This is a genomic window from Streptococcus parasanguinis (assembly GCF_032163505.1).
GTDB classification, from domain to species: Bacteria; Bacillota; Bacilli; order Lactobacillales; family Streptococcaceae; genus Streptococcus; species Streptococcus parasanguinis_V.
The window spans coordinates 1,173,024-1,199,303 of sequence record NZ_CP134147.1 but is presented as its reverse complement, the minus strand read 5'-3'; the positions used below and the strand labels follow the sequence as shown (position 1 = coordinate 1,199,303).

Sequence of the window (26,280 nt, the reverse complement as noted above, 5' to 3'; positions counted from 1 at the left end):
TCCTTACCTCCGAATGTGATTAGCTTTATTTTATTCCTTTCATTCCTTCTTGTCAAGGAAAACCTTGCTTCATCCACCCTTTTCTTCTCGGACTTAGGGGGGAATTTATGGTATAATTAAAAGTATGCATACAAAACCAACGTCCGCTTATGTCCACATCCCATTTTGTACCCAGATTTGTTTTTATTGTGATTTTTCGAAGGTCTTTATTAAGAACCAACCGGTCGATGCTTATTTGGATCATTTGATCCAAGAATTTCGTCGGGAAGAAATCACAAATTTACGGACTCTCTATATCGGGGGTGGAACACCGACAGCCTTAACTGCGGATCAGCTAGCCTATCTGCTCAAGGAGCTAACTAAGTCGCTTGATCTTTCTCAGATGGAGGAGTTGACCATCGAGGCTAATCCTGGTGATTTGGATCCGGATAAGATTGCTGTCTTGAAGGATTCACCGGTCAATCGGGTTTCATTGGGGGTACAGACCTTTGATAATCGCTTGCTCAAAAAGATTGGTCGGAGCCATCAAGAGCAGGATATCTATGACAATATCGATCGTCTGAAGCTGGCTGGTTTTGACAATATTTCGATCGACCTCATCTATGCGCTTCCGACGCAAACTATGGAACAGGTCCAGGAAAATGTCGCTAAGGCTCTTGCTCTCGATATTCCCCACATGAGCCTCTATAGCTTGATTCTGGAGAATCACACAGTCTTTATGAATCGGATGAGACGGGGCAAGCTTCCTCTACCAAAGGAGGAGCTGGAAGCGGAGATGTTTGAATACATCATTCAGGAGTTAGAGCGAGCGGGCTTTGAGCATTACGAAATTTCCAATTTCTCCAAGCCTGGTTTTGAAAGTCGTCATAATCTCATGTATTGGGATAATGCGGAGTATTATGGCTTAGGAGCTGGTGCATCCGGCTATGTCAATGGTATTCGCTATAAGAATCATGGGCCTATCCGTCACTATATGCAGGCGATTGAAGAGGGAAATGCGCGTGTCCAAGAAGAGCGCTTGAGTCAGACAGAAATGATGGAGGAAGAGATGTTTCTAGGACTCCGTAAGAAAACAGGCGTTTCCAAGAAGCGTTTCGAAGAAAAGTTTGGTGTGAATTTTGACCAACAATATGGTTCAGTGGTTGAGGAATTGACCCAGCAGGGACTCTTGGTGCCTGACAAGGATATTGTTCGCATGACCAAGCAAGGTCTCTTTTTAGGAGACACTGTAGCAGAGAAGTTTATTTTGGAGTAGAAGATGGCAAAAATATTTGAATACAGTATGAAAATTCCTTTTGATATGAGCGATGTCAATGGATTTATAAAAATTCCGCAATTGATCTTGCTGTCTTTGCAGGTATCAGGCATGCAATCGATTGAGCTGGGCATGAGTGATATGTACATTCTAGAGAATTACAATCTAGTCTGGATTATCACGGATTACAATATGAAGATCGAGCGTCTCCCTGTTTTTGATGAGAAAATCACTATTGAAACCTATGCCAAGAGTCACAATCGACTTTTCTGCTACCGGGCCTTTAATATCAAGGATGAAGCAGGAAATACTATCATTGAGATGGTCGCGACCTTTGTCTTGATGGATCGTGATACACGCAAGGTTCATCCTGTTATGAGTGAAATCACGGATGCCTTTGACTCTGAATTTTCAAAAACCATGCTCCGCGGTCCCCGTTTCAAAGAATTAGAAGGCGGCGTCGAACAAGAATACCGAGTTCGGTTTTACGACTTGGATATGAACGGACATGTCAACAATAGCAAGTACTTGGACTGGGTTTTTGAGGTGATGGGAGCAGACTTCTTGACCCATCATGTCCCTAAAAAAGTTCATCTGAAATATGTCAAAGAAGTGCTGGCAGGAGGTCTCATCACCTCTCAATATGAACAAGAGGGCTTGAAAACTCAGCACCAAATTACTTCAGATGGTCAGATCAATGCCCAAGCTGAAATTGAGTGGGAAGAAGTAGAAGAAAAGGGTTGGAATTATGGAAAGTAGAAGATTAAAAAATAAAAAACAGGAACTTGAAAGCTATCAAAAACGGGTTGTGGCCTATGCCAAGCGTCAAAAGAACCCTTTGTACATGTTGGGAGATTGGCTCTTGACTCTTTGTGCTTTGGGCATCATCCTAGTAGAGGAAATTTATAAATTTTTCCGCTATCGCTTGAATTTAGAGAGTTTTAATCGCTTTTTAAGAGAAGATGTACGCTGGTATCGGGTCTGGATCCATTTCACCTTGGCCTTTCTTTTACCGGTCATGATCTTCTCGATTGGGATTACTAGCCAATCAGGATCCTTCTGGTCCAATTTCTATCACCGCTTGTCCCAAGGCGTGCTCTTTAGCACAACAGTCAGCCTCGCTGCGACCTTAGTGACGGATTTTGTGGAGAATTTGCAACCAGAAACTAAGTCTGACGGGAAAAATCGGAGCACCAAACGCACGGTTTATCAAATCAGTGTGGATCAGGCAACCGTGATAGGCTTGTTATTGACCATTGTGATCCTCATGGTAGCATCCTTCTTGTTCACCCAATCGGGAAGTCAAGGGATTAATTTTACAGGTTTGGTGTTACAATTTGTCCTCTATGCTGGAGCATTGCTCTTATATGGTTCTGGTGGACGAGTCGATGCAGAGAAGTTACATGACGAAACGGAAACAGAAAAGGAAGAATAAATGCACTATAAGGGCTATTTGATTGATTTGGATGGCACTATTTACAAAGGAAAATCACGAATTCCTGCAGGAGAAGCTTTTGTTCATGAACTGCAGGCGCGTGAGATTCCCTATCTCTTTGTGACCAACAATACAACCCGCACACCAGAGACTGTCCGGGATATGCTAGCGACTCATTTCAATATTGAAACCCCAGTTTCGACTATCTATACAGCTACCCTTGCGACCATTGACTACATGAATGACCAAAATTTGGGCAAAAAGGTCTATGTGATCGGAGAAGCGGGGCTCAAAGATGCTATTGAAGAAGCTGGCTATATCATCGATGAAGAAGCACCTGATTATGTGGTGATTGGCCTCGATTGGCAAGTGGATTATGAAAAGTTTGCTATTGCGACCTTGGCGATTCAAAAGGGAGCGCACTTCATCGGGACCAATCCGGACCTGAACATTCCAACAGAGCGTGGCTTGATGCCAGGAGCAGGATCCCTGATTGCGCTTGTAGAGGCTGCGACACGGGTCGAGCCTGTGATCATTGGAAAACCAAAGGCCATCATTATGGATAAGGCCATTGAACACTTGGGTCTTGAAAGAGAAGAAGTGGTTATGGTTGGCGACAACTACCTAACAGATATTCGTGCAGGTATTGACAATGGGATTCCAACCCTTTTGGTGACGACAGGTTTTACCAAACCAGAAGAAGTGCCAACCTTACCAATCTCACCGACACATGTTGTTGCCAGTCTAGCGGAGTGGGATTTTGATGCTTAAAAGTTTGAAATCAATTAACCTATTTTTCTTTATCTTGTCAGCTGCAATCCTTCTCACCATTGCTCTCGCTTGGGCCCTCTATCCCATGGAGATTCATTGGTTGGGGATTCAAAGCCGGACTGGTTTTTCGGCTTCTGTCATCATGAAGAATTTTAATGTCTTGATGAACTACTTGACCAATCCTTTTCAATGGGTGTTGAAGATGCCTCAATTCCCCTCTTCAAAAAATGGACTGCACCATTTTGAGGCCGTCAAGTACCTATTTCACTTAGTGACGGTCGTTTTCGTGGTCACACTCCCTGGTTTTATCCAGTTTATGCGGACAGTTGTCAAAAAAGGCTACCTTACCTTGTACCGTAGTCTCTTCTTTTGGATGATGGTTTTACCAGTGGTGCTTGCAGTGATAGCTGTTATGATTGGCTTTGATCAATTCTTTACGCTCTTTCATCAGGTCTTATTTGCTGGGGACAGTACTTGGCTCTTTGATCCGCGCGTGGATTCGATTATTCTTGCATTACCAGAAGACTACTTTATGCATGCCTTTTTGATTTTCTTTGTCTTATACGAAGGAATGTGTGCAAGTTTTTATCTATTTTCTAGGAGGAAGAAATGAACCAATACAACCGATTATTAGACCCTAAAAAAGATATAGGAAGGTATTCCGGGACACTTGCCATTTATCTCTTGGTAATGACCTTGGTAACCGTCCTGTGGGAAGTCCTCCTTGGATTGACCATTGCAGGCTCTCTCAGAAAAGATCCAAGTCAAGTAACGGAGAAACTCAATGCCCTGAATGTTTGGGCTGGTATTCCCTATCTTATCTCTATTTCCATTGGACTCTTTCTCTTTAATGCCTATCGCAAGAAGGCCCTTTATAAATATGATCTCAAGCACAAGGGACGTAAGATGACTCTTTCAGTCTTCTTTATTCTTCTCGCCTTTCTTGGCTTTTCTCAAGTCTTTTCATCTGTGATGACACAAGTGATTGAGCGGATGTTTGAGACCATTGGCCTTCATTCTCCAACACCAGATCTAGGTGATACGATTGAGCGATCATGGACCATGCTCTTGTATGCTGGCTTTTTTGGTCCAATCACAGAGGAATTCTTCTTCCGTGGAGCTGGCTTGCGTGGCTTGGAACGGTATGGCAAGGTCTTTGCCATTGTCATGACGGCTATCTTGTTTGGTCTCTTCCATGCCAATTTTGACCAGCTCTTTTTCGCAAGTATCATTGGTCTAGGTTTCGGCTACATTGCCTTTGAATACAATATCTGGTGGGCTATTTTCTATCACATTTTCAATAACTTTGTGATTTCCCAAGGCTTGCATTATGTGGCCTATCATGTGGACGAGGGACTAGCGAATTGGCTCCAAATTGGTGTTTTAGCTATTGGTTCCATTGTCATGATAGTGGTTATTGCGACTAAATGGCCAGCTATCAAGGCTTATATTCAGGTCAATAAACCTCAACCGGGAGTTTTCCAGCGTGCCCTCGCTTCCTTCTGGTTCTGGTTCTTCGTGTTATTCACTATCCTGATGTCTATTGTTCCTTATGTGATTCCGATCTTCCAGATGGCTAATCTCAAAGGATAAAGTTTATCGATTGCTAGTAAAGGGGGATCCTTTGAGACCCCTCTTTTTTGCTATGAAAAAGGTCAAGTTAAGCTAAAGGATTGAGATTGGATGTCTGATCTATCTTTTAAACATTTTTTTAACTTGGTGAAGATGAATATAAAAAATACAGATATAATACAGAGGGACTAGCTCCCTCTTTTTTTGCTATAATAGAGAGTATGAATAACTTGATTAAATCCAAGCTCGAGCTCTTGCCGACGAGTCCGGGCTGTTACATTCACAAAGATAAGAACGGAACCATCATCTATGTGGGGAAGGCCAAGAATCTTCGCAACCGGGTGCGGTCCTATTTCAGAGGGAGCCACGATACCAAGACGGAAGCGCTGGTATCTGAGATTGTGGATTTTGAATTTATCGTCACTGAGTCTAATATTGAGGCCTTGCTTCTTGAGATCAACCTCATCAAGGAGAACAAGCCCAAATACAATATCATGCTCAAGGATGATAAGTCCTATCCCTTCATCAAGATTACCAATGAGCGCTATCCCCGTCTTATCATCACGCGCCAGGTCAAAAAGGATGGTGGTCTCTATTTTGGTCCTTATCCAGACGTAGGAGCGGCCAATGAGATCAAGCGGCTTTTGGATCGGATTTTCCCTTTCCGCAAGTGTACCAATCCGCCTTCCAAGGTCTGCTTTTACTATCATCTGGGGCAATGTATGGCCCACACGGTTTGCCACAAGGACGAGGCCTATTTCAAGGGCATGGCCCAGGAGGTTTCTGATTTCCTCAAGGGGCAGGATGATAAGATTATCGATGAGCTCAAGCTCAAGATGAATTCCGCTGCGCAAAACATGGAATTCGAGCGGGCAGCCGAGTATCGGGATCTGATCCAAGCTATTGGGACCCTGCGGACCAAACAGCGGGTCATGGCTAAGGATTTGCAGAACCGGGATGTCTTTGGCTACTACGTGGACAAGGGCTGGATGTGTGTGCAGGTCTTCTTTGTCCGTCAGGGCAAGCTGATCGAGCGCGACGTCAACCTTTTTCCTTACTACAATGATCCGGACGAGGATTTCTTGACCTATGTGGGGCAGTTTTACCAGGAGAAATCTCACCTGATCCCTAATGAAATCCTGATCCCTCAAGATATCGATGAGGAAGCGGTCAAGGCCCTAGTGGATACCAAGGTTCTCAAGCCCCAGCGTGGGGAGAAGAAGCAGTTGGTCAATCTGGCCATCAAGAATGCGCGTGTCAGTCTGGAGCAGAAGTTTAATCTCCTTGAAAAATCCATGGAAAAGACCCAAGGTGCTATTGAAAATCTTGGAAAACTCCTGCAAATCCCAACTCCTGTGCGTATTGAATCTTTTGACAACTCCAACATCATGGGGACCAGTCCGGTCTCAGCCATGGTGGTCTTTGTCAATGGGAAGCCAAGCAAAAAGGACTACCGCAAGTACAAGATCAAGACCGTCGTCGGGCCAGACGACTATGCCAGCATGCGGGAGGTCATTCGCAGACGCTACAGCCGGGTCATGCGGGATGGCCTGACGCCACCAGATCTGATCGTCATCGATGGGGGTCAGGGCCAGGTTAATATCGCTAAGCAAGTCATTCAAGAGGAGTTGGGGCTGGATATTCCCATTGCAGGCCTGCAAAAGAATGACAAGCACCAGACCCATGAATTGCTCTTTGGCGATCCTCTCCAAGTCATCGAACTCTCTCGGACCTCGCAGGAATTTTTCCTCCTCCAACGAATTCAGGATGAAGTCCACCGTTTCGCCATCACCTTCCACCGCCAGCTCCGATCCAAGAATTCCTTTTCCTCCCAGCTGGATGGGATCGAAGGCTTGGGACCAAAACGCAAGCAGTTGCTGATGAAACACTTCAAGTCACTGACCAAAATCAAAGAAGCTACTGTAGATGAGATCGTCACAGTTGGCATCCCACGAGCAGTGGCTGAAGCGGTGCAAGCTAAGCTCCATCAAGGAAAGCAAGAAGAAGCAAGTCTCTTGATGGAAGTTGCGGAGGATTCTGAATCATACCAATCATAAGGAGTTTAAAATGAACCATCGAATCGCTATTTTATCTGATATCCACGGAGATACGACAGCCCTGGAGGCAGTGATTGCGGATGCGCGTGCTCTAGGCGCAACGGAATACTGGCTTTTGGGGGACATTTTGCTACCGGGGCCTGGAAGAGAGGACCTTTTTGAGTTGCTGGATGCGATTCCGATTACAGCGGCTGTTCGTGGAAATTGGGACGATTGTGTCCTAGAGGCCTTGGATGGCGTGTACGGACTTGAGGATCCGCAGGAGATCCAGCTTCTTCGTCTCACTCAGTACCTCATGGAAGGACTAGATCCTAAGCGGATCGATTGGCTTCGCTCCCTTCCTTTGGTAGAGAAAAAGGAGGTCAACGGTATTCGCTTCTCACTGACCCACAATTTGCCAGAAAAGAATTATGGTGGAGACTTGCGTCCAGCTAATGCGACGGAGAACTTTGACCAACTGCTGGATGACCAGACGGATCTGGCGATCTACGGTCATGTCCACAAGCAGTTGCTTCGCTATGGCAGTCAGGGCCAACAGATTCTTAATCCAGGAACTATTGGCATGCCTTATTTTGACTGGGAACCAATTCAAAACCACAGAGCTCAATATGCTCTGATCGATGTCGAAGAAGATGGGGTGACCAACCTGCAATTTCGTAAGGTTGCCTATGACTATGAAGCAGAGCTCCAAGATGCTAAGGACAAGGGCCTTCCCTTTATTGAGATGTACGAAGAATTGAGACGCGAGGATAACTATCGGGGTCATAACATCGAGCTCCTAACTGGCTTAATTGAGAAATACGGTTATGCCAAAGAAGTAGCTGCCTATTTCAATTTTTTCAATGAATCATAGGTAGATCTCTTGTGTATTCAACCTATCCCAAAAGAGGCGGATGTTCAAAATGTCCGCTTCTTTTTTCACAATCTTAGGCTGTAAAACCCTGCAAGCTCTTTCATTTTGTGTTAAAATAGAGGTAACAGAAATAGAAAAGGAAGAAGCTTATGAAATTTCTAGAGCTCAATAAAAAACGCCATGCGATCAAGCATTTCACTGACCAACCGGTCGATCCAAAGGATGTACGGACTGCCATTGAGATCGCAACCTTGGCCCCTAGTGCCCACAATAGCCAGCCTTGGAAATTTGTGGTCGTTCGTCAAAAAAATGCTGAATTGGCAAAATTAGCCTATGGTGCAAACTACGATCAAGTCATGGAAGCACCTGTGACCATCGCCCTCTTTACAGATACTGATTTGCAAAAACGGGCTCGCAAGATTGCGCGTGTCGGTGGGGTGAAAAACTTCACAGATGAGCAGTTGCAATACTTTATGCAAAATCTTCCTGCTGAATTTGCACGCTATGATGCCCAACAAACAAGTGATTACTTGGCTTTGAATGCTGGTCTTGTGGCCATGAACTTGGTACTTGCTTTGACAGACCAAGGCATTGGAACCAATATTATTTTGGGATTTGATAAATCGAAAATCAATGAAGTATTGGACATCGAAGAGCGTTTCCGTCCAGAAGTTTTGATTACGGTTGGCTATGCGGCTGAAAAAGTAGAGCCAAGCTACCGCTTACCAGTGGACGAAATCATTGACAAACGCTAAGTCAATTAGCAAATAGAAGATCGAGGAGGAATTCATGACAACAGTTGACTTTAAAGCAGAAGTAGAAAAACGTCGCGATGAGATGATGGCTGACCTATATAGCCTCTTGAAAATCAATTCTGAACGCGATGACAGCAAGGCAGATGCGGAGCATCCTTTTGGACCTGGTCCTGTAAAAGCTCTTGAAAAATTCTTGGAAATTGCCAAACGTGATGGCTATGAAACCAAGAATGTCGACAATTATGCCGGTCACTTTACTTTTGGTGAAGGAAAAGAAGAGCTTGGAATCTTTGCCCATATGGACGTCGTGCCTGCAGGTAGTGGCTGGAAGACGGATCCATATAAACCAGAAATTATTGATGGCAAGCTCTATGCGCGTGGTTCGTCTGATGATAAAGGGCCTACAATGGCCTGCTACTATGGTTTGAAGATCATTAAAGACTTAGGACTCCCTGTTTCTAAGCGCGTGCGCTTTGTTGTCGGTACGGATGAAGAATCGGGCTGGGGCGACATGGATTACTATTTCAAACATGTCGGACTTCCCGAGCCAGATTTTGGCTTCTCACCAGATGCGGAATTCCCAATCATCAATGGAGAAAAAGGAAACATCACTGAGTACCTTCATTTTGGAAATGATAACACAGGAAGTGCCCATCTTCATAGCTTTACAGGTGGCCTTCGTGAAAACATGGTACCAGAGTCAGCGACTGCAGTCGTTTCTGGACAACTACCAGATCTTGCTGGCCTCTTGGATGCTTTTGCCAAGGAACACCAGCTTCAGTATGAAATCTCAACTGTTGACGAAGAAACCTATACCGTTACGATTATCGGGAAATCTGCTCACGGATCAACTCCTGAAGATGGGATCAATGGTGCGACCTACTTGGCTCTCTTGTTGAACCAATTTGATTTTGGTGGTGCTGCTAAGGCTTACCTTCATGTGACAGCTTCACTTCTTCACGAAGATTTTGCTGGTGAAAAATTAGGAATTGCCCATACAGATGCCAAAATGGGACCATTGAGCATGAATGCAGGTGTCTTCCATTTTGATGACAGCCAAGCAGACAATACTATTGCCCTCAATATCCGGTACCCTCAAGGTACAGATCCTGAAACCATCAAGTCCACCCTTGAAAAGATCGAAGGAGTGGCTACAGTAAGCTTGTCAGCCCACGGTCACACACCTCACTATGTTCCGATGGATGATGAATTGGTATCCACCCTCTTGCGTGTTTACGAAAAACAAACTGGCCTCAAAGGACATGAACAAGTGATCGGTGGTGGTACCTTTGGTCGTCTCTTGAAACGTGGGGTTGCCTTTGGTGCTATGTTCCCAGACTATGTCAATACTATGCACCAAGCTAATGAGTTCGCAGATGTTGAAGATCTCTATCGTGCAGCAGCTATTTACGCAGAAGCCATCTACGAATTAATCAAATAATCCACTACTCGGCCAGGTTTTCTGGCTGAGTTTTTCCATAGAAGGAGGACTTATGTCAAGGATTGAAACTATTAAACAAGCCATTATGGCAGACCCTCAAAATAAAGCTTATACGGATAGAGGGATTGAGCCACTCTTTGCAGCTCCAAAAACTGCTCGTATCAATATTATCGGACAAGCTCCTGGTCTCAAGACTCAGGAAGCGGGACTCTATTGGAAGGATAAGAGTGGTGACCGACTGCGCGAATGGTTAGGAGTTGACGAAGACACCTTTTACAATTCTGGTTTGTTTGCAGTCATTCCCATGGACTTTTATTTCCCAGGGCATGGGAAATCTGGTGACCTTCCCCCTCGCAAAGGTTTTGCAGAAAAGTGGCATCCTCAACTTCTCAAGGAGTGTCCGGATATTGAGTTGACCCTCTTGATTGGACAATATGCCCAAGCTTACTACCTTCATGAAAAGGTGAGTGGCAAGGTAACCGAACGGGTTCAGCATTTTAAGAACTATTTACCAACCTATTTTCCACTAGTTCATCCTTCCCCTCGCAATCAAATCTGGATGGCTAAGAATCCTTGGTTTGAGGCAGAGGTGGTGCCAGAATTGCAATCATTAGTACAAGAGATCATTCAAAAATAAAGGAGATCGAAGATGGATGCATACCAACAAGTTAAAGACAAATTGGAAGAACTCGGCATTTCATTTGATGTGGTGGAACACCCACCTGCATTCACAACTGAGCAGGCCGATTCTTACATTGAAGGCTTAGAAGGTGTGCGGACCAAGTCCATGTTTTTGACCAACAAGAAGAAAACCCAATACTATCTGCTCATCATGGATGACCAGAAGCCATTGGATATGGATGATTTCAAAGAGCAAGTGGAAGCCAACCGGATCCGCATGGCTTCAGCAGATTCTTTAGCTGAAAAAATGCAATTACCGCCAGGTACGGTTTCTCCATTTGGTTTATTGAACAATGAAGAAAAAGATATTCGTGTCTATTTCGATAAAGACATTGTGTCAGAGGAGATCATGACCTTTCATCCCAATACCAATGAAAAGACGATCTTTATTAAAACCCAAGACTTGTTCCGATTTTTAGAGTCAATTGGCTTTAGCTATGAAATTCTAACCCTTCCATAACATACCTTACAGGAGAAATCATGAAAGAAATTCCATTTTCAAACTTTTACCAAGCTTATCAAAAAGGAGACATATTGGCTCTTGATGTACGCGAGCAGGAAGAGTATGATGCCCTTCACTTAGATGGGGTTCATCTTCTCCCCTTATCTGAGTTAGCAAATCGCTACCAGGAATTAGAGAAGGAACATCCCTATTATGTCATCTGCAAGTCTGGTCGACGCTCAGCACGTGCTTGCCAATTTTTGGAAGAGCAAGGCTACGATGTGACCAACGTCCAAGGTGGCATGGATGCATTTGAATCCTAAGAAACGGGAGTGGGAAAGAACTCCGTAAGATAAAAAAAGTTGAAAAGGTTCCCCAAACCTTTTCAATCTTCCCACCTCCGCATAGCTTCAACAGTCTGGGAGACTGTTGAAGGTTGTGGATAAAGGAAACTTTGTTTCCCTCATTAGGTCATCTTTGGAGCTTAAAAGGCGAACAAAGATGCCAATCAACCACTGCGTCTTGCACTTATTCCTATTAAACATCAAAGGCTGGACAGTTTTTGCCCAGCCTCGTTTTCTTTACTAATTTCTAAAAATGAGTAGAATTTGTATGTTTTTCAAAAGATATTACAGGGATTTTCCAGTCTTTCATTGAAAATGGTTCAGAAATTTTGTATAATACCCTAGTATAAACAATAGTTAAGGAGATTCATTATGTCAAAACAAGATTGGCTGGATTATTTCGAAGCCGTAAATGGTCGTTCTGCTAGTGCAGAAGAAATTGCTCAAGCACTGGCTGCAGGAGAATTTCAAGAAGAAGTAGTGGTTCCAGAAACCCCACAAGCTCCAGAATTTGTCGCAGCGCCAACTGCCCCTGTTGAAGAACCAGTAGCAGCTCCACAAGCCCCAGAGTTTGTTGCAGCGCCAGCAGCTCCTCAAGCTCCAGAGTTTGTTGCAGCGCCAGCAGCACCAGCAGCGCCAACTGCTCCTACAGAAGAACCAGTCGCAGCTCCAGTTCAAGAGCCTGCCCCTCAAGCTGCTCCAACGAATGGACCTGCTTTCCAACAAGCTCCACAACAAGCCTACCAACAACCTACTCAAGCAGCTTATCAACAAGCTCCTTACCAAGGTCAACCAGGACAACCTTATCCTGCCCAACCAAGTCAATTTGGTGTAGCCGTTGGTGGTTACTGGAATTGGTTCCTTTCAGCTTTGAAACGTCCAACAGCTGTAGAAAATCCAAAAGCTCTTAACGGAATTTTACAGTATGTCTTAACTGCCTTTGTCTTGACCCTATCAACTTTCTTCACAGCTAGTGGATTTACAGGCGGTTATGGAATGGATTTCCGTGCCTTTATGTTGACATTGATTTCCCTATTCTTTAGCGTTTACGCCTTCCAAGTAGCTGGATTCTTTGTTCGTCGTGTGGTTCTTCAAGATAAGGAATACAGTTACGGTCGTTCATTTGAAGAGTTTGGACGTTTGTCTGTTTACACTTTGCCACTTGCCCTTCTTGCTTTCTTAGTAGGTCTTGTAAAAGTTTATGAATTTTATGGCTTTGTAAACTTCCTTATTTTCTTCTTGTTCTTTGTTGGAACATGCTATGTCGTTCATCAAGGATTGAACAAGACAAGCTTTAAAGCAGATAAATTCTTGCTTCTAGTAGCATCATCTGTTGTCTTGCTTCTCATTGCTATCTTTGTCATTTATGTGAATGCTCGTATTTTAGAACAAGTAGCTATTGGATTTATTCCAAGTGCTCCAAATTTCTCTAACTTTGGATTCTAACAATATCACAAAACGGAAGGTGGGGGAACCCACTTTCCCTATTTTATAATGAGGGAGAAGAGATCCATGCAAAAGAAATGGGTTGAATTATTTGAAAAAGTGATTGGTCGCAAACCGTCACCAGAAGAGTTTATGGCTGGGAAAGCTTGTGGATTTGATTTGAAACAAATTCAGTCTATCGCAGGAAATGCCCCAGCAGAGGAAGTAGCTCCTGTTGAGAAACCAGTGGTTGAACCAGTTGAAGAAGTGAAGAATGTTGATCCACTTCTAGCAGCTCGTCAGGCTTGGTTGCAACATTTTGAAGAAACCTATGGCCGCAAGCCGAGTGCAGAAGAATTTACCGCAGCTAAAAGTCAAAACTTCGAGTTTTTTGTAGGACCTGTGCCTGAAGCAGAATTTGCGAACCCAGATTCAACAGATGTAACACAGGAATATGTGCCTCAACAGCCGACTCAAGAGTATACGGCTCCACTTGCTGCTGAGCAAACGCAGGTCTTTGCTGGTCCAAATGTCACAGAAGCAGGTCCAGTTCAGAAAAAACAAAAGGCCCCGAAAACGAAGGGTGGAAAGAAACTTTCCGAGAAGAAAATTGGGATTATTTCTGCTATTGCAGTCCTTGTGATCGCTTTGGTAGCAGCCTTCTTTTACTTCCAGTCTACAACACGTGTCGAAGTGACAGCAGATAAATTTATTAAGGCAGTGGACACCAAGGATTATCGCGAAGCAGCAGACCTACTTTCAACCGATAACGATAAATGGACAAAGGATGAAGCCGAAAGCTTTATCACCAGCATGGAAGATCAAGGAGTCGATATCGGCACAGAGTTGAACAAGATCATCGATAATGGTGGAGAAGGCAGCTATACGGATAAATCTGGAAACAAGATCTTTGGTTTGGAAAAAGCAGACAAGAAATTTGGGATCTTCCAAGAATACCGTGTAGCCAGCTATCCAGTACAAGTCAAGGTCAAGACCAATTTGGACCAAGCCAAACTCAAAGTGGCTGCCAATAAAACGGTAACCTTGAAAAAAGATGCAGTGACAGATCTTGGTTCTTTCCATTACAATACAAAAGAAATGGAATTGACTGCTAAAACAGAGGTCGGAAATGTCACTTCTAAGATCCATCTCAATCCTAAAAAAGCAACTAAGAACAACTTAGAATTGCAGTTGAATTCTGAAAAACGCAATTTAGAAGTTGAGTTCCCTGATGAGGTTGAAAACCCAACGGATGTGAAGGTTGTAGTCAACGGCAAAGAAGTCGGAACCAGCACGACCTTTGAAGTAGATAGCATCCCTTATCAAGAAATTGAAGTACATGCTGTCTTCAACATGAATGGGGAAACCTATACAACTGAGAAGGCTAAGGTGACGATTGAAGAGGGTGAGAACGATCCGATCGAACTTAAACTAGCCAAAGATACCCTAAAACGCATCAAGAGTGCACAAGATGCTAAGAAAGCGCAAGCAGCCAAAGAAGAACAAAATCGGACCTTGGCGGAAGAGTTCTTGAAAGAGTACCGCGACGCTGTCTTTAGCTCAGTTTCAAATCGAAACAACACCTACTCTAAATACTATGACACACAAAGTCAAGCCTACAAGGATATGGTTGAGTTCACAACTGGTGATGGTGTTCGAAAGGCTAAAATTGACTACTATACTCCAGGAGCTTTGGACATTCAAAGTGTCACTGAAGAAAATGGTGTGGTAACGATCAAGACTTATGAAGACTTTACCGTGCATTATACAGATAGCCATCCAGATTCACAAAACCGCAAGTACAAGACCTACACTTTGAAAAAAGTAGGTGCAAGTTATGTGATTACGGATATTGTCGTAACAAAAGAATCATAGGAGATTCCCATGAAAGCAAGATTTTCCAAATTAACTTTGGTGACAGTTGCCTTGTTAACCCTGACAGCTTGCTCCCAATCTCAATCCACTAGTTCTAAATCTTCTGCAAAAGAAGAAACTAAACAAACGCAAACCAAGTCTTCCAAAGAAACGTCTTCTGCAAAGGATACGTCAAAAGAGACAGGAAAAGAAGAGTCGTCAAAAGCTGGTAAGTCAGATGTGAAAGTGGACTCTGGTGTGAGCTATAATGGTTCTTACTATAGTGTCAAAGGGAAATATGGTGAGGTCATGATCGCCAACAAACATTATCCCTTGTCGCCTGACTTTAACCCAGGTGAAGATCCTGAAGCTGTTTCAGCCCTTCATGAATTGATCGCAGCCATGCAGGCAGAAGGATATCCAATCAGTGACCAATATAGTGGTTTTCGTAGCTACGACACCCAAGTTGGTCTCTATCAAAACTATGTCAATCAAGATGGTCAGGAAGCCGCCGATCGTTATTCTGCAAGACCGGGTTATAGTGAACACCAGACAGGTTTGACCTTTGATTTGATCGATACCAGTGGTAATCTGGTGACAGAACCTGGACCAAGTAAGTGGTTGCTCAAGAACGCCGCTAAATATGGCTTTGTGGTTCGTTACCAAGAAGGAAAAGAAAAAGTGACAGGCTACATGCCAGAAAGCTGGCATCTCCGCTATATCGGAAAAGAAGCACAAGATATCGCAGATTCAGGCTTGAGTCTGGAAGAATACTATGGCTTTACCGGTGGCGATTACGTTGATAAATAAGAAAAGGTTGGGATAGATATCCCAACCTTTTTATTGTATGTTTTTTAGAAACTCATCCAGCTCTTTTTGGTTCTTGAGAGAGATAAATTTTTCGGGGTAGGTGGAGTGGATGTTTTGATACCTTTCTCTGGCACTTTTTGTTCGTCCGTCCCAAAGGATCCAACGGATGAATTCCCAGTCAAAGCGTTCGGGGCAACCTGCCGCCATACTCTCACGGACCTGGCCTTTATAACGGCGGTATCGTTTCCAGGCTCTAAAGAGGCAGTTCCAACGAGAGAAGTTGAGAAAGATAATCTGGTCGGCTTGCTCCATTCTCTCCTCATAGCAGCACCAAGAGTAATTACCATCAATGACCCAGTCTTTATGATCGCTGAGAAACTGTCTCATCTCACCTTCCATCCAATCCCGGTCACTGTCTATCCAACCGGGTTGAAATTGAAGGGTGTCCATATGTAGCTTGGGAATGCAGTAGTGGCGGGCTAAGTTTTCAGCCAAAGTAGACTTTCCAGATCCAGAATAGCCGATAATAACAATTTTCATAAGCACCTCTCAAAAAATAGGCACAAAAAAAGCTCCGGAGAGCTTGATTTTTATGCTGTTCTTGATTAACCAAGTTTAGCTGCAAGACGTGCTTTATCACGGCTAGCTTTGTTCTTGTGGATCAAACCTTTAGTTTCTGCTTTATCGATAGCTGAGCTAGCAGCGCGGTAAAGTTCTTCAGATGGGTTTGCTTCAAAAGCTTTGATTGCAGTACGCATAGCTGATTTTTGAGCTGAGTTTTTTTCGTTTTGTTTAACGTTCAATTCAGCGCGTTTGATAGCTGATTTAATGTTTGCCAAGTTATTCACCTCCATTGATAATCTAACTATCTCATTATATATGAAAAGTTAAGATTTGACAAGCCTAAAATAGCTTTTCCTTAAAAAAGTACCGTTAACAGGCCATTTTATCTAACGTTTGAGATAAATTTCGTCGATTTCATGGTTGGTTGCTTTATGGAGAATCAGATCAGCCCGGTTTCTGGTTGGTTGGATGTAATGTTGCAAGTTGACTAAATTAATGGATTCCCAGACCTGATGGGCTATGCTTAAAACTTCTTCTAGGGGTTGCTCTGTAAATCGATAGTAGTAGTTATTGGGATCATTCTGAGCTAATGTAAGGAGTTTTTGGAAGCGATCGATATACCAAGATTCGATATCATCCACTGCAGCATCCACATAGATCGAAAAATCAAAGAAATCGGTCATATAGAGACTGTCATTTTGTGGATTTTGAAAGACATTGATCCCTTCGACAATGACAAAATCAGCTGGTAAAATGGTTTGCTTCTCATCTGGAACAATATCGTATATTTCGTGGGAATAGACAGGGATTTCTACGCTCTTGTTGTTTTTAATTTGATTGAGAAAATCAAGGAGCAATTCCATATCATAGCTTTCCGGAAATCCTTTTCGATTGAGGATCTCTTGTTCTTTTAAGATAGCATTTGGATAGAGAAAGCCATCCGTTGTCACCAATTCTACTGTCGAGCCTTCAAAGGTTCGTGACAGCAGGATTTGAAGGAGACGGCTAGTGGTGGATTTTCCAACCGCAACGCTCCCTGAAACCCCAATGATAAAGGGTTGGCGTTCACTCGTTTTTTGGAGAAAAATACCTTTTGAGAAGGCCAAATCTTCTTTGGAACGCTTGTAGATTCCAATCAGGTTTGTCAAAGGCAGGTAGACGTCACGTACATCCTGGAGGTTGATGCGGTCGTTAAAACTTTTAATAGAATTGAGCTCTGTTTGAGAGAGAGGTGGGGTGGTTTTGCGGTGCAAATTTTGCCACGTTTCCCGATTAATTTTTTCAAAATGTAGAAATTCTTTGTCCATATGTCACTCCTATTGTAGTCTTTAGTATACCAATTTTTAGAGGTCATGTAAACGATTTAAAAAAGGAGTGAATTATGATAAAATAACCTTATGAGTAAAATGTATTTCGATGTAAACCCAGATGCAGCCCATGATATTCATGATCTGGCTGTTGTTTTATTGGGGCAAAAGATGAATTTCTATACGGACGCCGGCGTCTTTAGTAAAAAAATGATTGACTATGGAAGTCAGGTGCTCTTATCAACCCTGGATTTTCAAGAAGGAGAAAGTGTCCTTGATGTTGGCTGTGGCTATGGACCAATCGGCCTCTCTCTCGCTAAAGCTCAGGGAGTTGCAGTGACCATGGTCGATGTCAATGAGCGGGCACTGGACTTGGCTAAGAAAAATGCCAGCCGAAATGGCGTGGAAGCTCAGATCTTTTCTTCGGATGTCTATGAAGCAGTAGAAGGGTTTTTTGACCATGTGATCAGTAATCCGCCGATCCGAGCTGGTAAGAAAGTGGTTCACCAAGTGATCACTGGTAGTTTTGAACATTTGAAACCAGGTGGAGATTTGACCATTGTCATTCAGAAAAAACAAGGAGCTCCGAGCGCTAAGGCCAAGATGGAAGAGACGTTTGGCAATTGTGAGACCGTAAAAAAAGACAAAGGCTATTATATTTTAAGAAGCGAGAAAGAATCATGAGAGCAGTAGATATCATTCAGAAAAAAAGAGATGGTCTTGCCTTAAACAAGGAAGAAATTGAATGGCTGATTGAGGGCTATGTGGCTGGAACGGTTCCAGATTACCAAATGTCCGCTTTTGCTATGGCTGTTTATTTTAAAGGGATGACGACAGAAGAAATCTCTCATATGACCATGAAGATGGTCCAAACGGGGCAACAGTTTGATCTGTCAGCTATTCCAGGGATCAAGGTGGACAAACACTCGACTGGTGGTGTCGGAGACAAGGTGACCTTGGTCTTGGTGCCTTTGGTTGCAAGTTTTGGTGTGCCGGTTGCTAAAATGAGCGGTCGTGGCTTAGGCCACACAGGTGGAACCATCGATAAGTTGGAATCCATTAAAGGATTCCAAATTGAGCGGACTCAAGAGGAATTTATCCAGCAGGTGCAGGAGATCGGCTTATCGGTTATTGGTCAATCTGATCAACTTGTGAAAGCAGATAAACTCTTGTATGCTCTTCGGGACGTGACGGCGACAGTGGATACCATTCCTTTGATTGCTAGCTCCGTCATGAGTAAGAAAATTGCTGCTGGAGCAGATGCCATCCTTCTCGATGTCACCGTTGGAGAAGGTGCCTTTATGAAGAATATTGAGGATGCTCGTCGCTTAGCCCGTACCATGGTGGATCTTGGAAATGCAGTGGGTCGGAAAACCATCGCTGTCATTACAGATCTGAGCCAACCTTTGGGAACTAGCATTGGCAATCGTTTAGAGATTTTGGAAGCCTTTGATATTCTGAAAGGACAGGGGCGCGCTGATGTGACAGAGTTTATTTGTGAATTAGCGCAAATCATGTTGAAATTGGCCAATGTAGATCAATCGATCGAGGCCATCCATGAACACTTGACCAATGGTCAAGCCTTAGCGAAGTTTGAAGAAATGGTCGCAGCTCAAGGTGGAGACTTAGAGGATTTGCATCGTCCCGTCAAAGTGTCTCAGGTCCTTGAAGTAACAGCGGACCAAGATGGCGTCATTGCTGCTTTACCTGCCATGGAGTTTGGCTTGTTTGCAATGCGATTGGGTGCTGGCCGTGCTGTCAAATCGGATCCCCTCGATTACGAAACAGGAATTGTGTTTGACAAAAAAGTGGGAGAGCGCGTCAAAAAAGGGGAACGCATTGCCCGTATTTTCATGAATGAAAAAAATTCACAAGAAGGCGTTACAGAATTCAAAAAAAATGTTAAAATACTAGAAAGGGCTGAAAGCGTTAAAGAAATTATTGAAATAATATCTTAAGCAGCTCAGGAGATTGTATGAAGTTAAATAAATATATCGATCACACTCTTTTAAAACCAGATGCGCAACAAGAACAGATCGAAAAGCTGATCGAAGAAGCCAAGGCTTATGATTTTGCGAGTGTCTGTGTGAACCCGACATGGGTGAATTTTGCGACTGAGGGTTTGCGCGATTCAGACGTTAAAGTTTGTACCGTCATTGGTTTTCCTTTAGGAGCAAATACACCATTTGTCAAAGCGTGTGAAACAAAAAATGCGATTCAAAACGGTGCCGATGAGATTGACATGGTCATTAATATCGGGGCTCTTAAGTCTAAGAATTTAGCACTAGTTGAGGAAGATATCCAAGCTGTAGTCGAAGCAAGCGGTGATAAGCTGGTCAAAGTCATCATTGAGACTTGTCTTTTAACAGATGATGAAAAGATCGTTGCTTGCCAAATTGCTAAGTCAGCTGGCGCAGACTTTGTGAAGACTTCAACTGGCTTTTCAACTGGAGGAGCAACGGTAGAAGATGTGGCCTTAATGCGTCAAACTGTTGGACCCGACATGGGTGTCAAAGCTTCTGGTGGTGCTCGCTCTTATGAAGATGCTCTTGCTTTTATCGAAGCTGGTGCGACCCGTATCGGGACTTCTTCTGGTGTAGCCATCATGGAAGGAAAGGTGGCTCATGGCGACTACTGAGTTGATTGACTTAGCAGTTGAAGTGAGTAAACAAGCCTATGTGCCTTACTCTCATTTCCCAATTGGAGCTGTACTGCTAACGAAGGATGGAGAAATCTATACAGGTGTCAATATCGAAAATGCCAGTTTTGGATTAACCAACTGTGGAGAACGGACAGCCATTTTTAAAGCTGTTTCTGAAGGAGCTCGCGATTTCAAAGAGCTTATTATCTACGGGCAAACAGAAAAGCCCATCTCTCCATGTGGTGCTTGTCGCCAGGTCATGGCTGAATTTTTTGAACCAGACCTTCCTGTAACCTTAGTATCTAAAGATAAATCGACGGTCGTGATGACGGTCAAGGAATTACTTCCATATTCCTTTACAGACCTGACTTAATAGGTCTGTGAGGCGGTCTTTTGACCCTTTCAATACTTCGCAACAATGTTGCACAATAATTTAGGAGGTTCAGTAATGAACAAGAAACAATGGCTAGGCCTTGGTCTAGTAACTGTCGCTGCTATCGGACTTGCAGCATGTGGAAATCGTGCGTCTAAAAAAGATAGCGCAAACTCAGAATCTAAAACAGATTTGAAAGCTGCTATCATTACCGATACTGGTGGTGTGGATGACAAATCATTCAACCAATCTGCTTGGGAAGGTTTGCAAGCTTGGGGTAAAGAAAACGGTCTTTCTAAAGGGAACGGATTTGACTACTTCCAATCAACAGATGAATCTCAATATGCGACAAACCTTGATGAAGCTGTTTCTAACGACTACAAATTGATCTTTGGTGTTGGTTTTGCCTTGAGCGACTCTGTTAAAAAAGCTGCAAAAGACAACGAAGATGTGAACTATGTCATCATCGATGACCGTATTGAAGGACAAAAGAACGTAGCATCTGCTGTTTATGCCGATAACGAAGCTGGTTACCTTGCTGGTATTGCTGCTGCGAAAACTACAAAAACTAAACAAGTTGGTTTTGTAGGTGGTATGGAAAGTGAAGTTATCACTCGTTTCCGCGCTGGATTTGAAGCTGGTGTTAAATCTGTTGACCCATCTATCAAAGTTCAAGTAGACTACGCTGGTTCATTCGGTGACTCTGCGAAAGGTAAAACAATTGCCGCTGCACAATACGCTGCAGGTGCAGACGTTATCTACCAAGTAGCTGGTGGTACTGGTGCAGGTGTCTTCTCTGAAGCTAAAGACTTGAACGAGAAGAAAAATGAAGACGAAAAAGTTTGGGTTCTTGGTGTTGACCGTGACCAAAAAGCTGAAGGTGAATACACTTCTAAAGATGGTAAAAAATCTAACTTTGTATTGGCTTCAAGCTTGAAGAAAGTCGGAGAATCTGTAAAAGACTTGGCTAAGAAAACTGCTGACGGTAAATTCCCTGGCGGTAAAGTGATTACTTATAGCTTGAAAGATGGTGGAGTTGATTTGACAACTGACAACCTTTCTGCAGATGCTAAAAAAGCTGTAGAAGACGCTAAAGCTAAAATCCTTGACGGGTCTCTTAAAGTTCCTGAAAAATAATATTTGATTGGATCGGCCCGACCTTCAAGGGCCGTTCCTTTTAATAAATTGAGACATTTTTGTCTCAGTAAAATCTATTAGCAACCCTAGTAGATTTTATTGAAATAAAAATAGATTTGAAAGGAAACACCCCATGACACATGAATATGTCATCGAAATGCGTGAGATTACCAAAAAATTTGGTGACTTTGTAGCAAATGACAAGATTAATCTTCAGTTGCGCAAAGGTGAAATCCATGCACTTCTTGGAGAAAATGGTGCAGGGAAATCTACCCTGATGAATATGCTGGCTGGTTTGTTGGAACCAACTAGCGGAGACATCGTGGTAAATGGAAAAACTGTTAACTTAGACTCACCTTCAAAAGCAGCCTCTTTAGGAATTGGAATGGTGCACCAACACTTTATGTTGGTTGAAGCCTTCACTGTTGCTGAAAATATTATCCTTGGGTCTGAAACCACTAAACATGGTATTTTGGATCTTAAGAAAGCCAGTCAAGATATCCTTGATTTGTCTAAAAAATATGGCTTAGCAGTGGATCCAAATGCTAAAGTTGAGGATATTTCCGTCGGTGCGCAGCAACGTGTGGAAATTTTAAAGACGCTTTATCGTGGAGCCGACATCCTAATCTTCGATGAACCAACTGCGGTGTTGACACCAGCTGAAATCGAAGAATTGATGACAATCATGAAGAACTTGGCAAATGAAGGAAAATCCATTATCTTGATTACGCACAAGTTGGATGAAATTCGTGCTGTTTCAGACCGGGTAACGGTTATCCGTCGTGGGAAATCAATTGAGACAGTCGAGATTGGTGGAGCTACCAACCAAGACTTGGCCGAAATGATGGTCGGTCGTTCTGTTTCCTTTAAAACGGAGAAAGGTCCTTCTCAACCGAAAGAAGTCGTCTTGTCGATCGAAAACTTGGTTGTAAACGAAAACCGGGGTGTCCCAGCTGTTAAGAAACTTTCACTGGAACTTCGTGCTGGTGAGGTCGTCGGGATTGCAGGGATTGACGGAAATGGTCAGTCTGAGTTGATCCAAGCCATTACAGGACTACGGAAGGTAAAATCCGGTTCAATCAAGATTAAAGGCAAGGAAGTTGTAGGACTTCGCCCACGTCAAATCACAGAAATGAAGGTAGGGCACGTCCCTGAAGACCGTCATCGTGATGGATTAGTCCTTGATATGATGATCTCTGAAAACATTGCCCTTCAAACCTACTATAAAGAACCTCTTAGCAAGAATGGTATTTTGAATTATCCAAATATTACCTCTTATGCCAAGAAGTTGATGGAAGAGTTTGACGTTCGTGCAGCCAGTGAAGTGGTACCTGCTAAGGCTCTCTCTGGAGGGAACCAGCAAAAAGCTATTATCGCTCGCGAAATCGATCGCGATCCAGATCTCTTAATCGTCAGCCAGCCAACTCGTGGATTGGACGTTGGAGCGATTGAATATATCCACAAACGTTTGATCCAAGAACGGGATAATGGAAAAGCCGTTCTGGTTGTCAGCTTTGAATTAGATGAAATTTTGAATGTTTCTGACCGTATTGCGGTTATTCATGATGGGAAGATCCAAGGGATCGTAACCCCTGAAACAACGAATAAGCAAGAACTTGGAATCCTCATGGCAGGAGGCCAAGTAAAGGAGGGAGCATCAAATGAATAAGAATTTAAAACAAATTGCCGTTCCATTGGTGTCTGTCCTTTTAGGATTGGTCTTGGGTGCCATTATTATGTGGGCCTTCAGCTATGATGCCCTTTGGGGATATGAATTGCTGTTTAAAAAAGCCTTTGGTTCGATTAAGAGTTGGGGAAATATTTCCCGTGCCATGGGGCCACTGATTTTGGTTGCTCTTGGATTTTCAGTAGCTAGCCGGGCCGGCTTCTTTAACGTTGGACTTCCTGGTCAGGCTTTTGCAGGATGGATCATGGCGACTTGGTTTGCCCTCTCCTTCCCAAATATGCCTCGCTTACTGATGATTCCGATGACCGTTTTGATTGCGGCTATTGCAGGTGGATTTATTGGAGCGATTCCTGGTTTCCTTCGTGCCTATCTCGGAACCAGTGAGGTCATTATCACCATTATGATGAACTACATTGTTCTCTATGGTGGGAATGCCTTGATTCATAGCTTCCCAGCTTCCTTGATGAAAAACAAGGACTCAACCATTGATGTGGGAGCCAACGCTGTCTACCAAACGGAGTGGTTGCGTAATTTGACAGACAAATCACAAATGAACATCGGGATCTTCTTTGCCATCATCGCAGTGGTGGTCATCTGGTTCTTGATGAAGAAAACAACACTTGGTTTTGAAATCCGTGCCGTTGGTCTCAATGCGAATGCGGCAGAATACGCTGGGATGTCTGCAAAACGGACCATTATCCTTTCTATGATCATTTCTGGTGCTCTTGCTGGTATCGGTGGGGTAGCAGAAGGTCTGGGGATTTACTCAAATGTCTACGTTCAAACCAGCTCGATGAGTGTTGGATTTAACGGAATGGCCGTAGCCCTTCTTGCGATGAATTCACCAATTGGTATTCCATTTGCTGCCTTCTTGTTTGGTGCACTTCAAATTGGGGGAGTTGGTATGAAACCAGCTGCAATCCCTGAAGAAGTCGTTCAAATTGTGACAGCATCTATTATCTTCTTCGTATGTGCCCACTACATTATTGAAAAGATGATCTCGATGCGTTCAGCTAAAAAAGGAGGAGCAAACTAATGAGTATTGTAACGATTTTAAGTATTCTTGTTTCCTCTATGATTGTGTATGCAGCGCCGCTGATCTTCACAAGTATCGGAGGAGCATACTCAGAACACGCTGGGGTTGTTAACGTTGGTCTGGAAGGAATCATGGTTATGGGAGCCTTCTCAGGTATTATCTTTAACTTGACTTTTGAGCCTACGTTAGGAAGTTTAACACCATGGTTGTCCTTGATCGTTGCTGCAGGGATTGGAGTACTCTTCTCCTTGATCCACGCGGTGGCAACCATTCATTTCCGTGCTGACCATATCGTCTCAGGTACGGTATTGAACTTGATGGCACCACCATTGGCGGTCTTCCTTGTCAAAGCAATGTACAACAAGGGGCAAACTGATAATATCAAAGTTGCCTTTGGAAAAACATCGATTCCGGTCTTATCTAAAATTCCGGTCATTGGAGATATTTTCTTCAACAATGCCAGCATCATTGGTTGGGTTGCGATTCTCTTTTCATTCTTTGCTTGGTTTATCATGTTCAAGACGAAATTTGGATTGCGTCTTCGTTCAGTTGGTGAACACCCACAAGCAGCAGATACATTGGGAATCAATGTATATAGAATGCGATACTTAGGAGTGATGATCTCTGGTGCCCTAGCAGGAATCGGAGGAGCCATTTACGCTCAGTCAGTTTCTGTTAACTTCGCGGTGACGACTATTGTAGGTCCTGGATTTATCGCCCTTGCGGCTATGATTTTCGGGAAATGGAACCCAATCGGGGCCATGCTTGCTAGTCTCTTCTTTGGAGCTTCTCAAAGTTTGGCTGTTATCGGGAATCAATTGCCTTTGCTTAAAGGGATCCCATCCATCTACTTGCAAATTGCGCCTTACGTTTTGACCATGGTTGTCTTGGCAGCCTTCTTTGGACAAGCAGTTGCGCCAAAAGCAGATGGTGTTAACTATATTAAATCGAAATAATGCACAGAGAGAGGTTGGGACAAAAGTCCTAGCCTCTCAATTGTTTTTGGATTGTCGAGTAAGACGCAGTGGTTGAGTGGGCTCTACTACGCTGATTTCATCAGCTTTTACAGCCCTACTCAACTGTGCGGAGGTGGGACGACGAAATCGAATTCTAACGAATTACCGATTTCTGTCCCACGCTCTCTTTTGCTTTCTAAAGGCCCCTCTTAGTCGCAATTTCTTTAGATTTAGGGTACAATAAGAATACAACTTTTCACGTATTGGAGGAGCAGATGTTTAAGTGGATGAGACGCCTAATTGGCATGGTGATCGTTTTATTTATGTTATTAGTGATCTTGTTGGTTCCTGGATCTATCCCTGAAGGGGAGCAACTGAGAAATGTGCAGGCAGGGAGTTCTTTGATTGAGTTGGCTCAAAATGCTGTTTCAAACGCCTCTGTGAGCACGGAAGGGCTCTCAACTGAGCTAAGTCTCAATTCAGTGCAATTGAGTCAGGTCGTAAAAACAAGTGCTGGATCCGCCCTTGACAATTCTGACTATCAAAAGATGGCATTAGGAATGGATGGCAATGACCTTCATGTCAAAGTTCCTGTATCATTAGGGCCAATCGATAGCTATCTAGATTTAACCATGACCGGTCAAGTTGAAAACAATGTCATGAATTTGACCGTGACCGGTGCTAAATTAGGGAAAATGCCCATTCCAAAATTCTTGGTTCTCAACTATTTGAAGGATCAATCCAATCAAAATGGAGGCGGCTTCACAGTGAATGGTGATCAAATCACCCTTGATATCCCTCAAGCAGGCTATAGCATCTCAAAAGCGAGAGTGGAAAATGGCAATGCTAAGGTAACCGTTAGTATATCCTTGTTTTAAGTCTTT

The 26,280-nt window shown here is 43.4% G+C and carries 28 protein-coding genes; 25 read left to right on the top strand and 3 right to left on the bottom strand.

Annotated features, from left to right (window positions below; all coding sequences use genetic code 11):
* Window positions 1-124 precede the first annotated feature (124 nt).
* The 16 genes from hemW to ldcB all read left to right on the top strand — a co-directional run bounded on the left by hemW (window position 125) and on the right by ldcB (window position 15,695).
* Complete coding sequence (hemW, locus tag RIN70_RS06160; RefSeq protein WP_272144192.1) at window positions 125-1,255, top strand: radical SAM family heme chaperone HemW; 1,131 nt, start codon at window positions 125-127, stop codon at window positions 1,253-1,255.
* Window positions 1,256-1,258: 3 nt separating this feature from the next.
* Complete coding sequence (locus tag RIN70_RS06155; RefSeq protein ID WP_272144190.1) at window positions 1,259-2,014, top strand: acyl-ACP thioesterase domain-containing protein; 756 nt, start codon at window positions 1,259-1,261, stop codon at window positions 2,012-2,014.
* Window positions 2,004-2,690, top strand: a complete 687-nt coding sequence (locus RIN70_RS06150) for a hypothetical protein (RefSeq protein ID WP_049491863.1) — start codon at window positions 2,004-2,006, stop codon at window positions 2,688-2,690. Before RIN70_RS06155 ends, RIN70_RS06150 begins: the two co-directional genes overlap by 11 nt.
* Window positions 2,691-3,461: a TIGR01457 family HAD-type hydrolase gene (locus tag RIN70_RS06145; protein ID WP_223141805.1), complete on the top strand. Its 771-nt coding sequence runs from the start codon at window positions 2,691-2,693 to the stop codon at window positions 3,459-3,461. It abuts the gene before it with no gap.
* Window positions 3,454-4,074 carry a TIGR01906 family membrane protein gene (locus tag RIN70_RS06140; RefSeq protein ID WP_272144184.1) on the top strand — a complete coding sequence of 207 codons (621 nt, stop codon included), beginning with the start codon at window positions 3,454-3,456 and terminating at the stop codon, window positions 4,072-4,074. The genes RIN70_RS06145 and RIN70_RS06140 overlap by 8 nt, the downstream gene beginning before the upstream one ends.
* Window positions 4,071-5,054, top strand: a complete 984-nt coding sequence (locus RIN70_RS06135; RefSeq protein ID WP_272144182.1) for a CPBP family intramembrane glutamic endopeptidase — start codon at window positions 4,071-4,073, stop codon at window positions 5,052-5,054. Before RIN70_RS06140 ends, RIN70_RS06135 begins: the two co-directional genes overlap by 4 nt.
* A 200-nt stretch (window positions 5,055-5,254) precedes the next feature.
* Window positions 5,255-7,090, top strand: coding sequence for an excinuclease ABC subunit UvrC (gene uvrC, locus RIN70_RS06130; RefSeq protein ID WP_272144180.1), 1,836 nt, complete (start codon window positions 5,255-5,257; stop codon window positions 7,088-7,090).
* A 10-nt stretch (window positions 7,091-7,100) separates the two neighbouring features.
* Complete coding sequence (locus RIN70_RS06125) at window positions 7,101-7,943, top strand: metallophosphoesterase family protein (protein WP_272144178.1); 843 nt, start codon at window positions 7,101-7,103, stop codon at window positions 7,941-7,943.
* Window positions 7,944-8,092: 149 nt separating this feature from the next.
* On the top strand, window positions 8,093-8,698 hold the full coding sequence (locus tag RIN70_RS06120; protein ID WP_003001591.1) for a nitroreductase family protein: 606 nt from the start codon (window positions 8,093-8,095) through the stop codon (window positions 8,696-8,698).
* Window positions 8,699-8,732: 34 nt separating this feature from the next.
* Entirely contained in the window at window positions 8,733-10,139 is a 1,407-nt protein-coding gene (gene pepV / locus RIN70_RS06115) for a dipeptidase PepV (protein WP_272144173.1), read from the top strand.
* Window positions 10,140-10,191: 52 nt separating this feature from the next.
* On the top strand, window positions 10,192-10,776 hold the full coding sequence (locus tag RIN70_RS06110; RefSeq protein ID WP_272144171.1) for a uracil-DNA glycosylase family protein: 585 nt from the start codon (window positions 10,192-10,194) through the stop codon (window positions 10,774-10,776).
* 12 nt (window positions 10,777-10,788) lie between these two features.
* Window positions 10,789-11,280: a prolyl-tRNA synthetase associated domain-containing protein gene (locus RIN70_RS06105; protein WP_272144169.1), complete on the top strand. Its 492-nt coding sequence runs from the start codon at window positions 10,789-10,791 to the stop codon at window positions 11,278-11,280.
* Window positions 11,281-11,300: 20 nt separating this feature from the next.
* A complete protein-coding gene (locus RIN70_RS06100) occupies window positions 11,301-11,585 on the top strand; it encodes a rhodanese-like domain-containing protein (RefSeq protein WP_049491834.1) in 285 nt (94 codons plus the stop codon).
* Between the two features lie 393 nt (window positions 11,586-11,978).
* Window positions 11,979-13,052: a DUF6574 domain-containing protein gene (locus RIN70_RS06095; protein WP_313790448.1), complete on the top strand. Its 1,074-nt coding sequence runs from the start codon at window positions 11,979-11,981 to the stop codon at window positions 13,050-13,052.
* A 66-nt stretch (window positions 13,053-13,118) separates the two neighbouring features.
* The gene (locus tag RIN70_RS06090) at window positions 13,119-14,906 is read left to right on the top strand and encodes a TcaA second domain-containing protein (protein WP_176745650.1); all 1,788 of its coding nucleotides are present in this window, start codon (window positions 13,119-13,121) and stop codon (window positions 14,904-14,906) included.
* Between the two features lie 9 nt (window positions 14,907-14,915).
* A complete protein-coding gene (gene ldcB, locus RIN70_RS06085; protein WP_003011416.1) occupies window positions 14,916-15,695 on the top strand; it encodes an LD-carboxypeptidase LdcB/DacB in 780 nt (259 codons plus the stop codon).
* 30 nt (window positions 15,696-15,725) lie between these two features.
* On the opposite strand, the gene RIN70_RS06080 is transcribed toward ldcB, so the two are convergent.
* The 3 genes from RIN70_RS06080 to coaA all read right to left on the bottom strand — a co-directional run bounded on the left by RIN70_RS06080 (window position 15,726) and on the right by coaA (window position 17,566).
* Complete coding sequence (locus RIN70_RS06080) at window positions 15,726-16,235, bottom strand: DNA topology modulation protein (protein ID WP_070675621.1); 510 nt, start codon at window positions 16,233-16,235, stop codon at window positions 15,726-15,728.
* A 65-nt stretch (window positions 16,236-16,300) separates the two neighbouring features.
* A complete protein-coding gene (gene rpsT / locus RIN70_RS06075; RefSeq protein WP_003007640.1) occupies window positions 16,301-16,549 on the bottom strand; it encodes a 30S ribosomal protein S20 in 249 nt (82 codons plus the stop codon).
* Between the two features lie 96 nt (window positions 16,550-16,645).
* Window positions 16,646-17,566, bottom strand: a complete 921-nt coding sequence (gene coaA / locus RIN70_RS06070) for a type I pantothenate kinase (protein WP_272144160.1) — start codon at window positions 17,564-17,566, stop codon at window positions 16,646-16,648.
* Window positions 17,567-17,656: 90 nt separating this feature from the next.
* Here coaA and RIN70_RS06065 point away from each other — a divergent pair, with 90 nt between their 5' ends.
* The 9 genes from RIN70_RS06065 (at window position 17,657) to RIN70_RS06025 (ending at window position 26,274) form a co-directional block, all read left to right on the top strand.
* Window positions 17,657-18,250 (top strand): class I SAM-dependent methyltransferase, encoded by a 594-nt coding sequence (locus tag RIN70_RS06065; protein ID WP_037599331.1) that lies wholly within the window; start codon window positions 17,657-17,659, stop codon window positions 18,248-18,250.
* Window positions 18,247-19,524 (top strand): pyrimidine-nucleoside phosphorylase, encoded by a 1,278-nt coding sequence (locus tag RIN70_RS06060; RefSeq protein ID WP_272144158.1) that lies wholly within the window; start codon window positions 18,247-18,249, stop codon window positions 19,522-19,524. The genes RIN70_RS06065 and RIN70_RS06060 overlap by 4 nt, the downstream gene beginning before the upstream one ends.
* A 17-nt stretch (window positions 19,525-19,541) precedes the next feature.
* Window positions 19,542-20,204, top strand: a complete 663-nt coding sequence (gene deoC, locus RIN70_RS06055) for a deoxyribose-phosphate aldolase (RefSeq protein WP_254726786.1) — start codon at window positions 19,542-19,544, stop codon at window positions 20,202-20,204.
* Complete coding sequence (locus tag RIN70_RS06050; protein WP_070466087.1) at window positions 20,191-20,580, top strand: cytidine deaminase; 390 nt, start codon at window positions 20,191-20,193, stop codon at window positions 20,578-20,580. The genes deoC and RIN70_RS06050 overlap by 14 nt, the downstream gene beginning before the upstream one ends.
* A gap of 75 nt (window positions 20,581-20,655) precedes the next feature.
* Window positions 20,656-21,717 (top strand): BMP family lipoprotein, encoded by a 1,062-nt coding sequence (locus RIN70_RS06045; protein WP_049485439.1) that lies wholly within the window; start codon window positions 20,656-20,658, stop codon window positions 21,715-21,717.
* Window positions 21,718-21,850: 133 nt separating this feature from the next.
* Window positions 21,851-23,386: an ABC transporter ATP-binding protein gene (locus tag RIN70_RS06040; RefSeq protein ID WP_155199689.1), complete on the top strand. Its 1,536-nt coding sequence runs from the start codon at window positions 21,851-21,853 to the stop codon at window positions 23,384-23,386.
* Window positions 23,379-24,440 carry an ABC transporter permease gene (locus tag RIN70_RS06035; protein WP_003007621.1) on the top strand — a complete coding sequence of 354 codons (1,062 nt, stop codon included), beginning with the start codon at window positions 23,379-23,381 and terminating at the stop codon, window positions 24,438-24,440. Before RIN70_RS06040 ends, RIN70_RS06035 begins: the two co-directional genes overlap by 8 nt.
* The gene (locus tag RIN70_RS06030) at window positions 24,440-25,396 is read left to right on the top strand and encodes an ABC transporter permease (RefSeq protein ID WP_070662357.1); all 957 of its coding nucleotides are present in this window, start codon (window positions 24,440-24,442) and stop codon (window positions 25,394-25,396) included. Before RIN70_RS06035 ends, RIN70_RS06030 begins: the two co-directional genes overlap by 1 nt.
* Window positions 25,397-25,671: 275 nt before the next feature.
* Window positions 25,672-26,274 (top strand): hypothetical protein, encoded by a 603-nt coding sequence (locus tag RIN70_RS06025; protein ID WP_070665322.1) that lies wholly within the window; start codon window positions 25,672-25,674, stop codon window positions 26,272-26,274.
* Window positions 26,275-26,280 lie beyond the last annotated feature (6 nt).

Excerpts from the sequence above, each read along its gene's own strand:
- RIN70_RS06025 (WP_070665322.1), top strand. The coding sequence starts at position 25,672 with ATGTTTAAGTGGATGAGACGCCTAATTGGCATGGTGATCGTTTTATTT.
- RIN70_RS06150 (WP_049491863.1), top strand. The coding sequence starts at position 2,004 with ATGGAAAGTAGAAGATTAAAAAATAAAAAACAGGAACTTGAAAGCTAT.
- RIN70_RS06105 (WP_272144169.1), top strand. The coding sequence starts at position 10,789 with ATGGATGCATACCAACAAGTTAAAGACAAATTGGAAGAACTCGGCATT.
- pepV (WP_272144173.1), top strand. The coding sequence starts at position 8,733 with ATGACAACAGTTGACTTTAAAGCAGAAGTAGAAAAACGTCGCGATGAG.
- RIN70_RS06065 (WP_037599331.1), top strand. The coding sequence starts at position 17,657 with ATGAGTAAAATGTATTTCGATGTAAACCCAGATGCAGCCCATGATATT.
- RIN70_RS06110 (WP_272144171.1), top strand. The coding sequence starts at position 10,192 with ATGTCAAGGATTGAAACTATTAAACAAGCCATTATGGCAGACCCTCAA.
- deoC (WP_254726786.1), top strand. The coding sequence starts at position 19,542 with ATGAAGTTAAATAAATATATCGATCACACTCTTTTAAAACCAGATGCG.
- RIN70_RS06045 (WP_049485439.1), top strand. The coding sequence starts at position 20,656 with ATGAACAAGAAACAATGGCTAGGCCTTGGTCTAGTAACTGTCGCTGCT.
- RIN70_RS06095 (WP_313790448.1), top strand. The coding sequence starts at position 11,979 with ATGTCAAAACAAGATTGGCTGGATTATTTCGAAGCCGTAAATGGTCGT.
- RIN70_RS06145 (WP_223141805.1), top strand. The coding sequence starts at position 2,691 with ATGCACTATAAGGGCTATTTGATTGATTTGGATGGCACTATTTACAAA.
- RIN70_RS06080 (WP_070675621.1), bottom strand. The coding sequence starts at position 16,235 with ATGAAAATTGTTATTATCGGCTATTCTGGATCTGGAAAGTCTACTTTG.
- RIN70_RS06140 (WP_272144184.1), top strand. The coding sequence starts at position 3,454 with ATGCTTAAAAGTTTGAAATCAATTAACCTATTTTTCTTTATCTTGTCA.
- ldcB (WP_003011416.1), top strand. The coding sequence starts at position 14,916 with ATGAAAGCAAGATTTTCCAAATTAACTTTGGTGACAGTTGCCTTGTTA.
- hemW (WP_272144192.1), top strand. The coding sequence starts at position 125 with ATGCATACAAAACCAACGTCCGCTTATGTCCACATCCCATTTTGTACC.
- RIN70_RS06135 (WP_272144182.1), top strand. The coding sequence starts at position 4,071 with ATGAACCAATACAACCGATTATTAGACCCTAAAAAAGATATAGGAAGG.
- coaA (WP_272144160.1), bottom strand. The coding sequence starts at position 17,566 with ATGGACAAAGAATTTCTACATTTTGAAAAAATTAATCGGGAAACGTGG.
- uvrC (WP_272144180.1), top strand. The coding sequence starts at position 5,255 with ATGAATAACTTGATTAAATCCAAGCTCGAGCTCTTGCCGACGAGTCCG.
- rpsT (WP_003007640.1), bottom strand. The coding sequence starts at position 16,549 with ATGGAGGTGAATAACTTGGCAAACATTAAATCAGCTATCAAACGCGCT.
- RIN70_RS06040 (WP_155199689.1), top strand. The coding sequence starts at position 21,851 with ATGACACATGAATATGTCATCGAAATGCGTGAGATTACCAAAAAATTT.
- RIN70_RS06090 (WP_176745650.1), top strand. The coding sequence starts at position 13,119 with ATGCAAAAGAAATGGGTTGAATTATTTGAAAAAGTGATTGGTCGCAAA.
- RIN70_RS06030 (WP_070662357.1), top strand. The coding sequence starts at position 24,440 with ATGAGTATTGTAACGATTTTAAGTATTCTTGTTTCCTCTATGATTGTG.
- RIN70_RS06100 (WP_049491834.1), top strand. The coding sequence starts at position 11,301 with ATGAAAGAAATTCCATTTTCAAACTTTTACCAAGCTTATCAAAAAGGA.
- RIN70_RS06060 (WP_272144158.1), top strand. The coding sequence starts at position 18,247 with ATGAGAGCAGTAGATATCATTCAGAAAAAAAGAGATGGTCTTGCCTTA.
- RIN70_RS06120 (WP_003001591.1), top strand. The coding sequence starts at position 8,093 with ATGAAATTTCTAGAGCTCAATAAAAAACGCCATGCGATCAAGCATTTC.
- RIN70_RS06125 (WP_272144178.1), top strand. The coding sequence starts at position 7,101 with ATGAACCATCGAATCGCTATTTTATCTGATATCCACGGAGATACGACA.
- RIN70_RS06050 (WP_070466087.1), top strand. The coding sequence starts at position 20,191 with ATGGCGACTACTGAGTTGATTGACTTAGCAGTTGAAGTGAGTAAACAA.
- RIN70_RS06155 (WP_272144190.1), top strand. The coding sequence starts at position 1,259 with ATGGCAAAAATATTTGAATACAGTATGAAAATTCCTTTTGATATGAGC.
- RIN70_RS06035 (WP_003007621.1), top strand. The coding sequence starts at position 23,379 with ATGAATAAGAATTTAAAACAAATTGCCGTTCCATTGGTGTCTGTCCTT.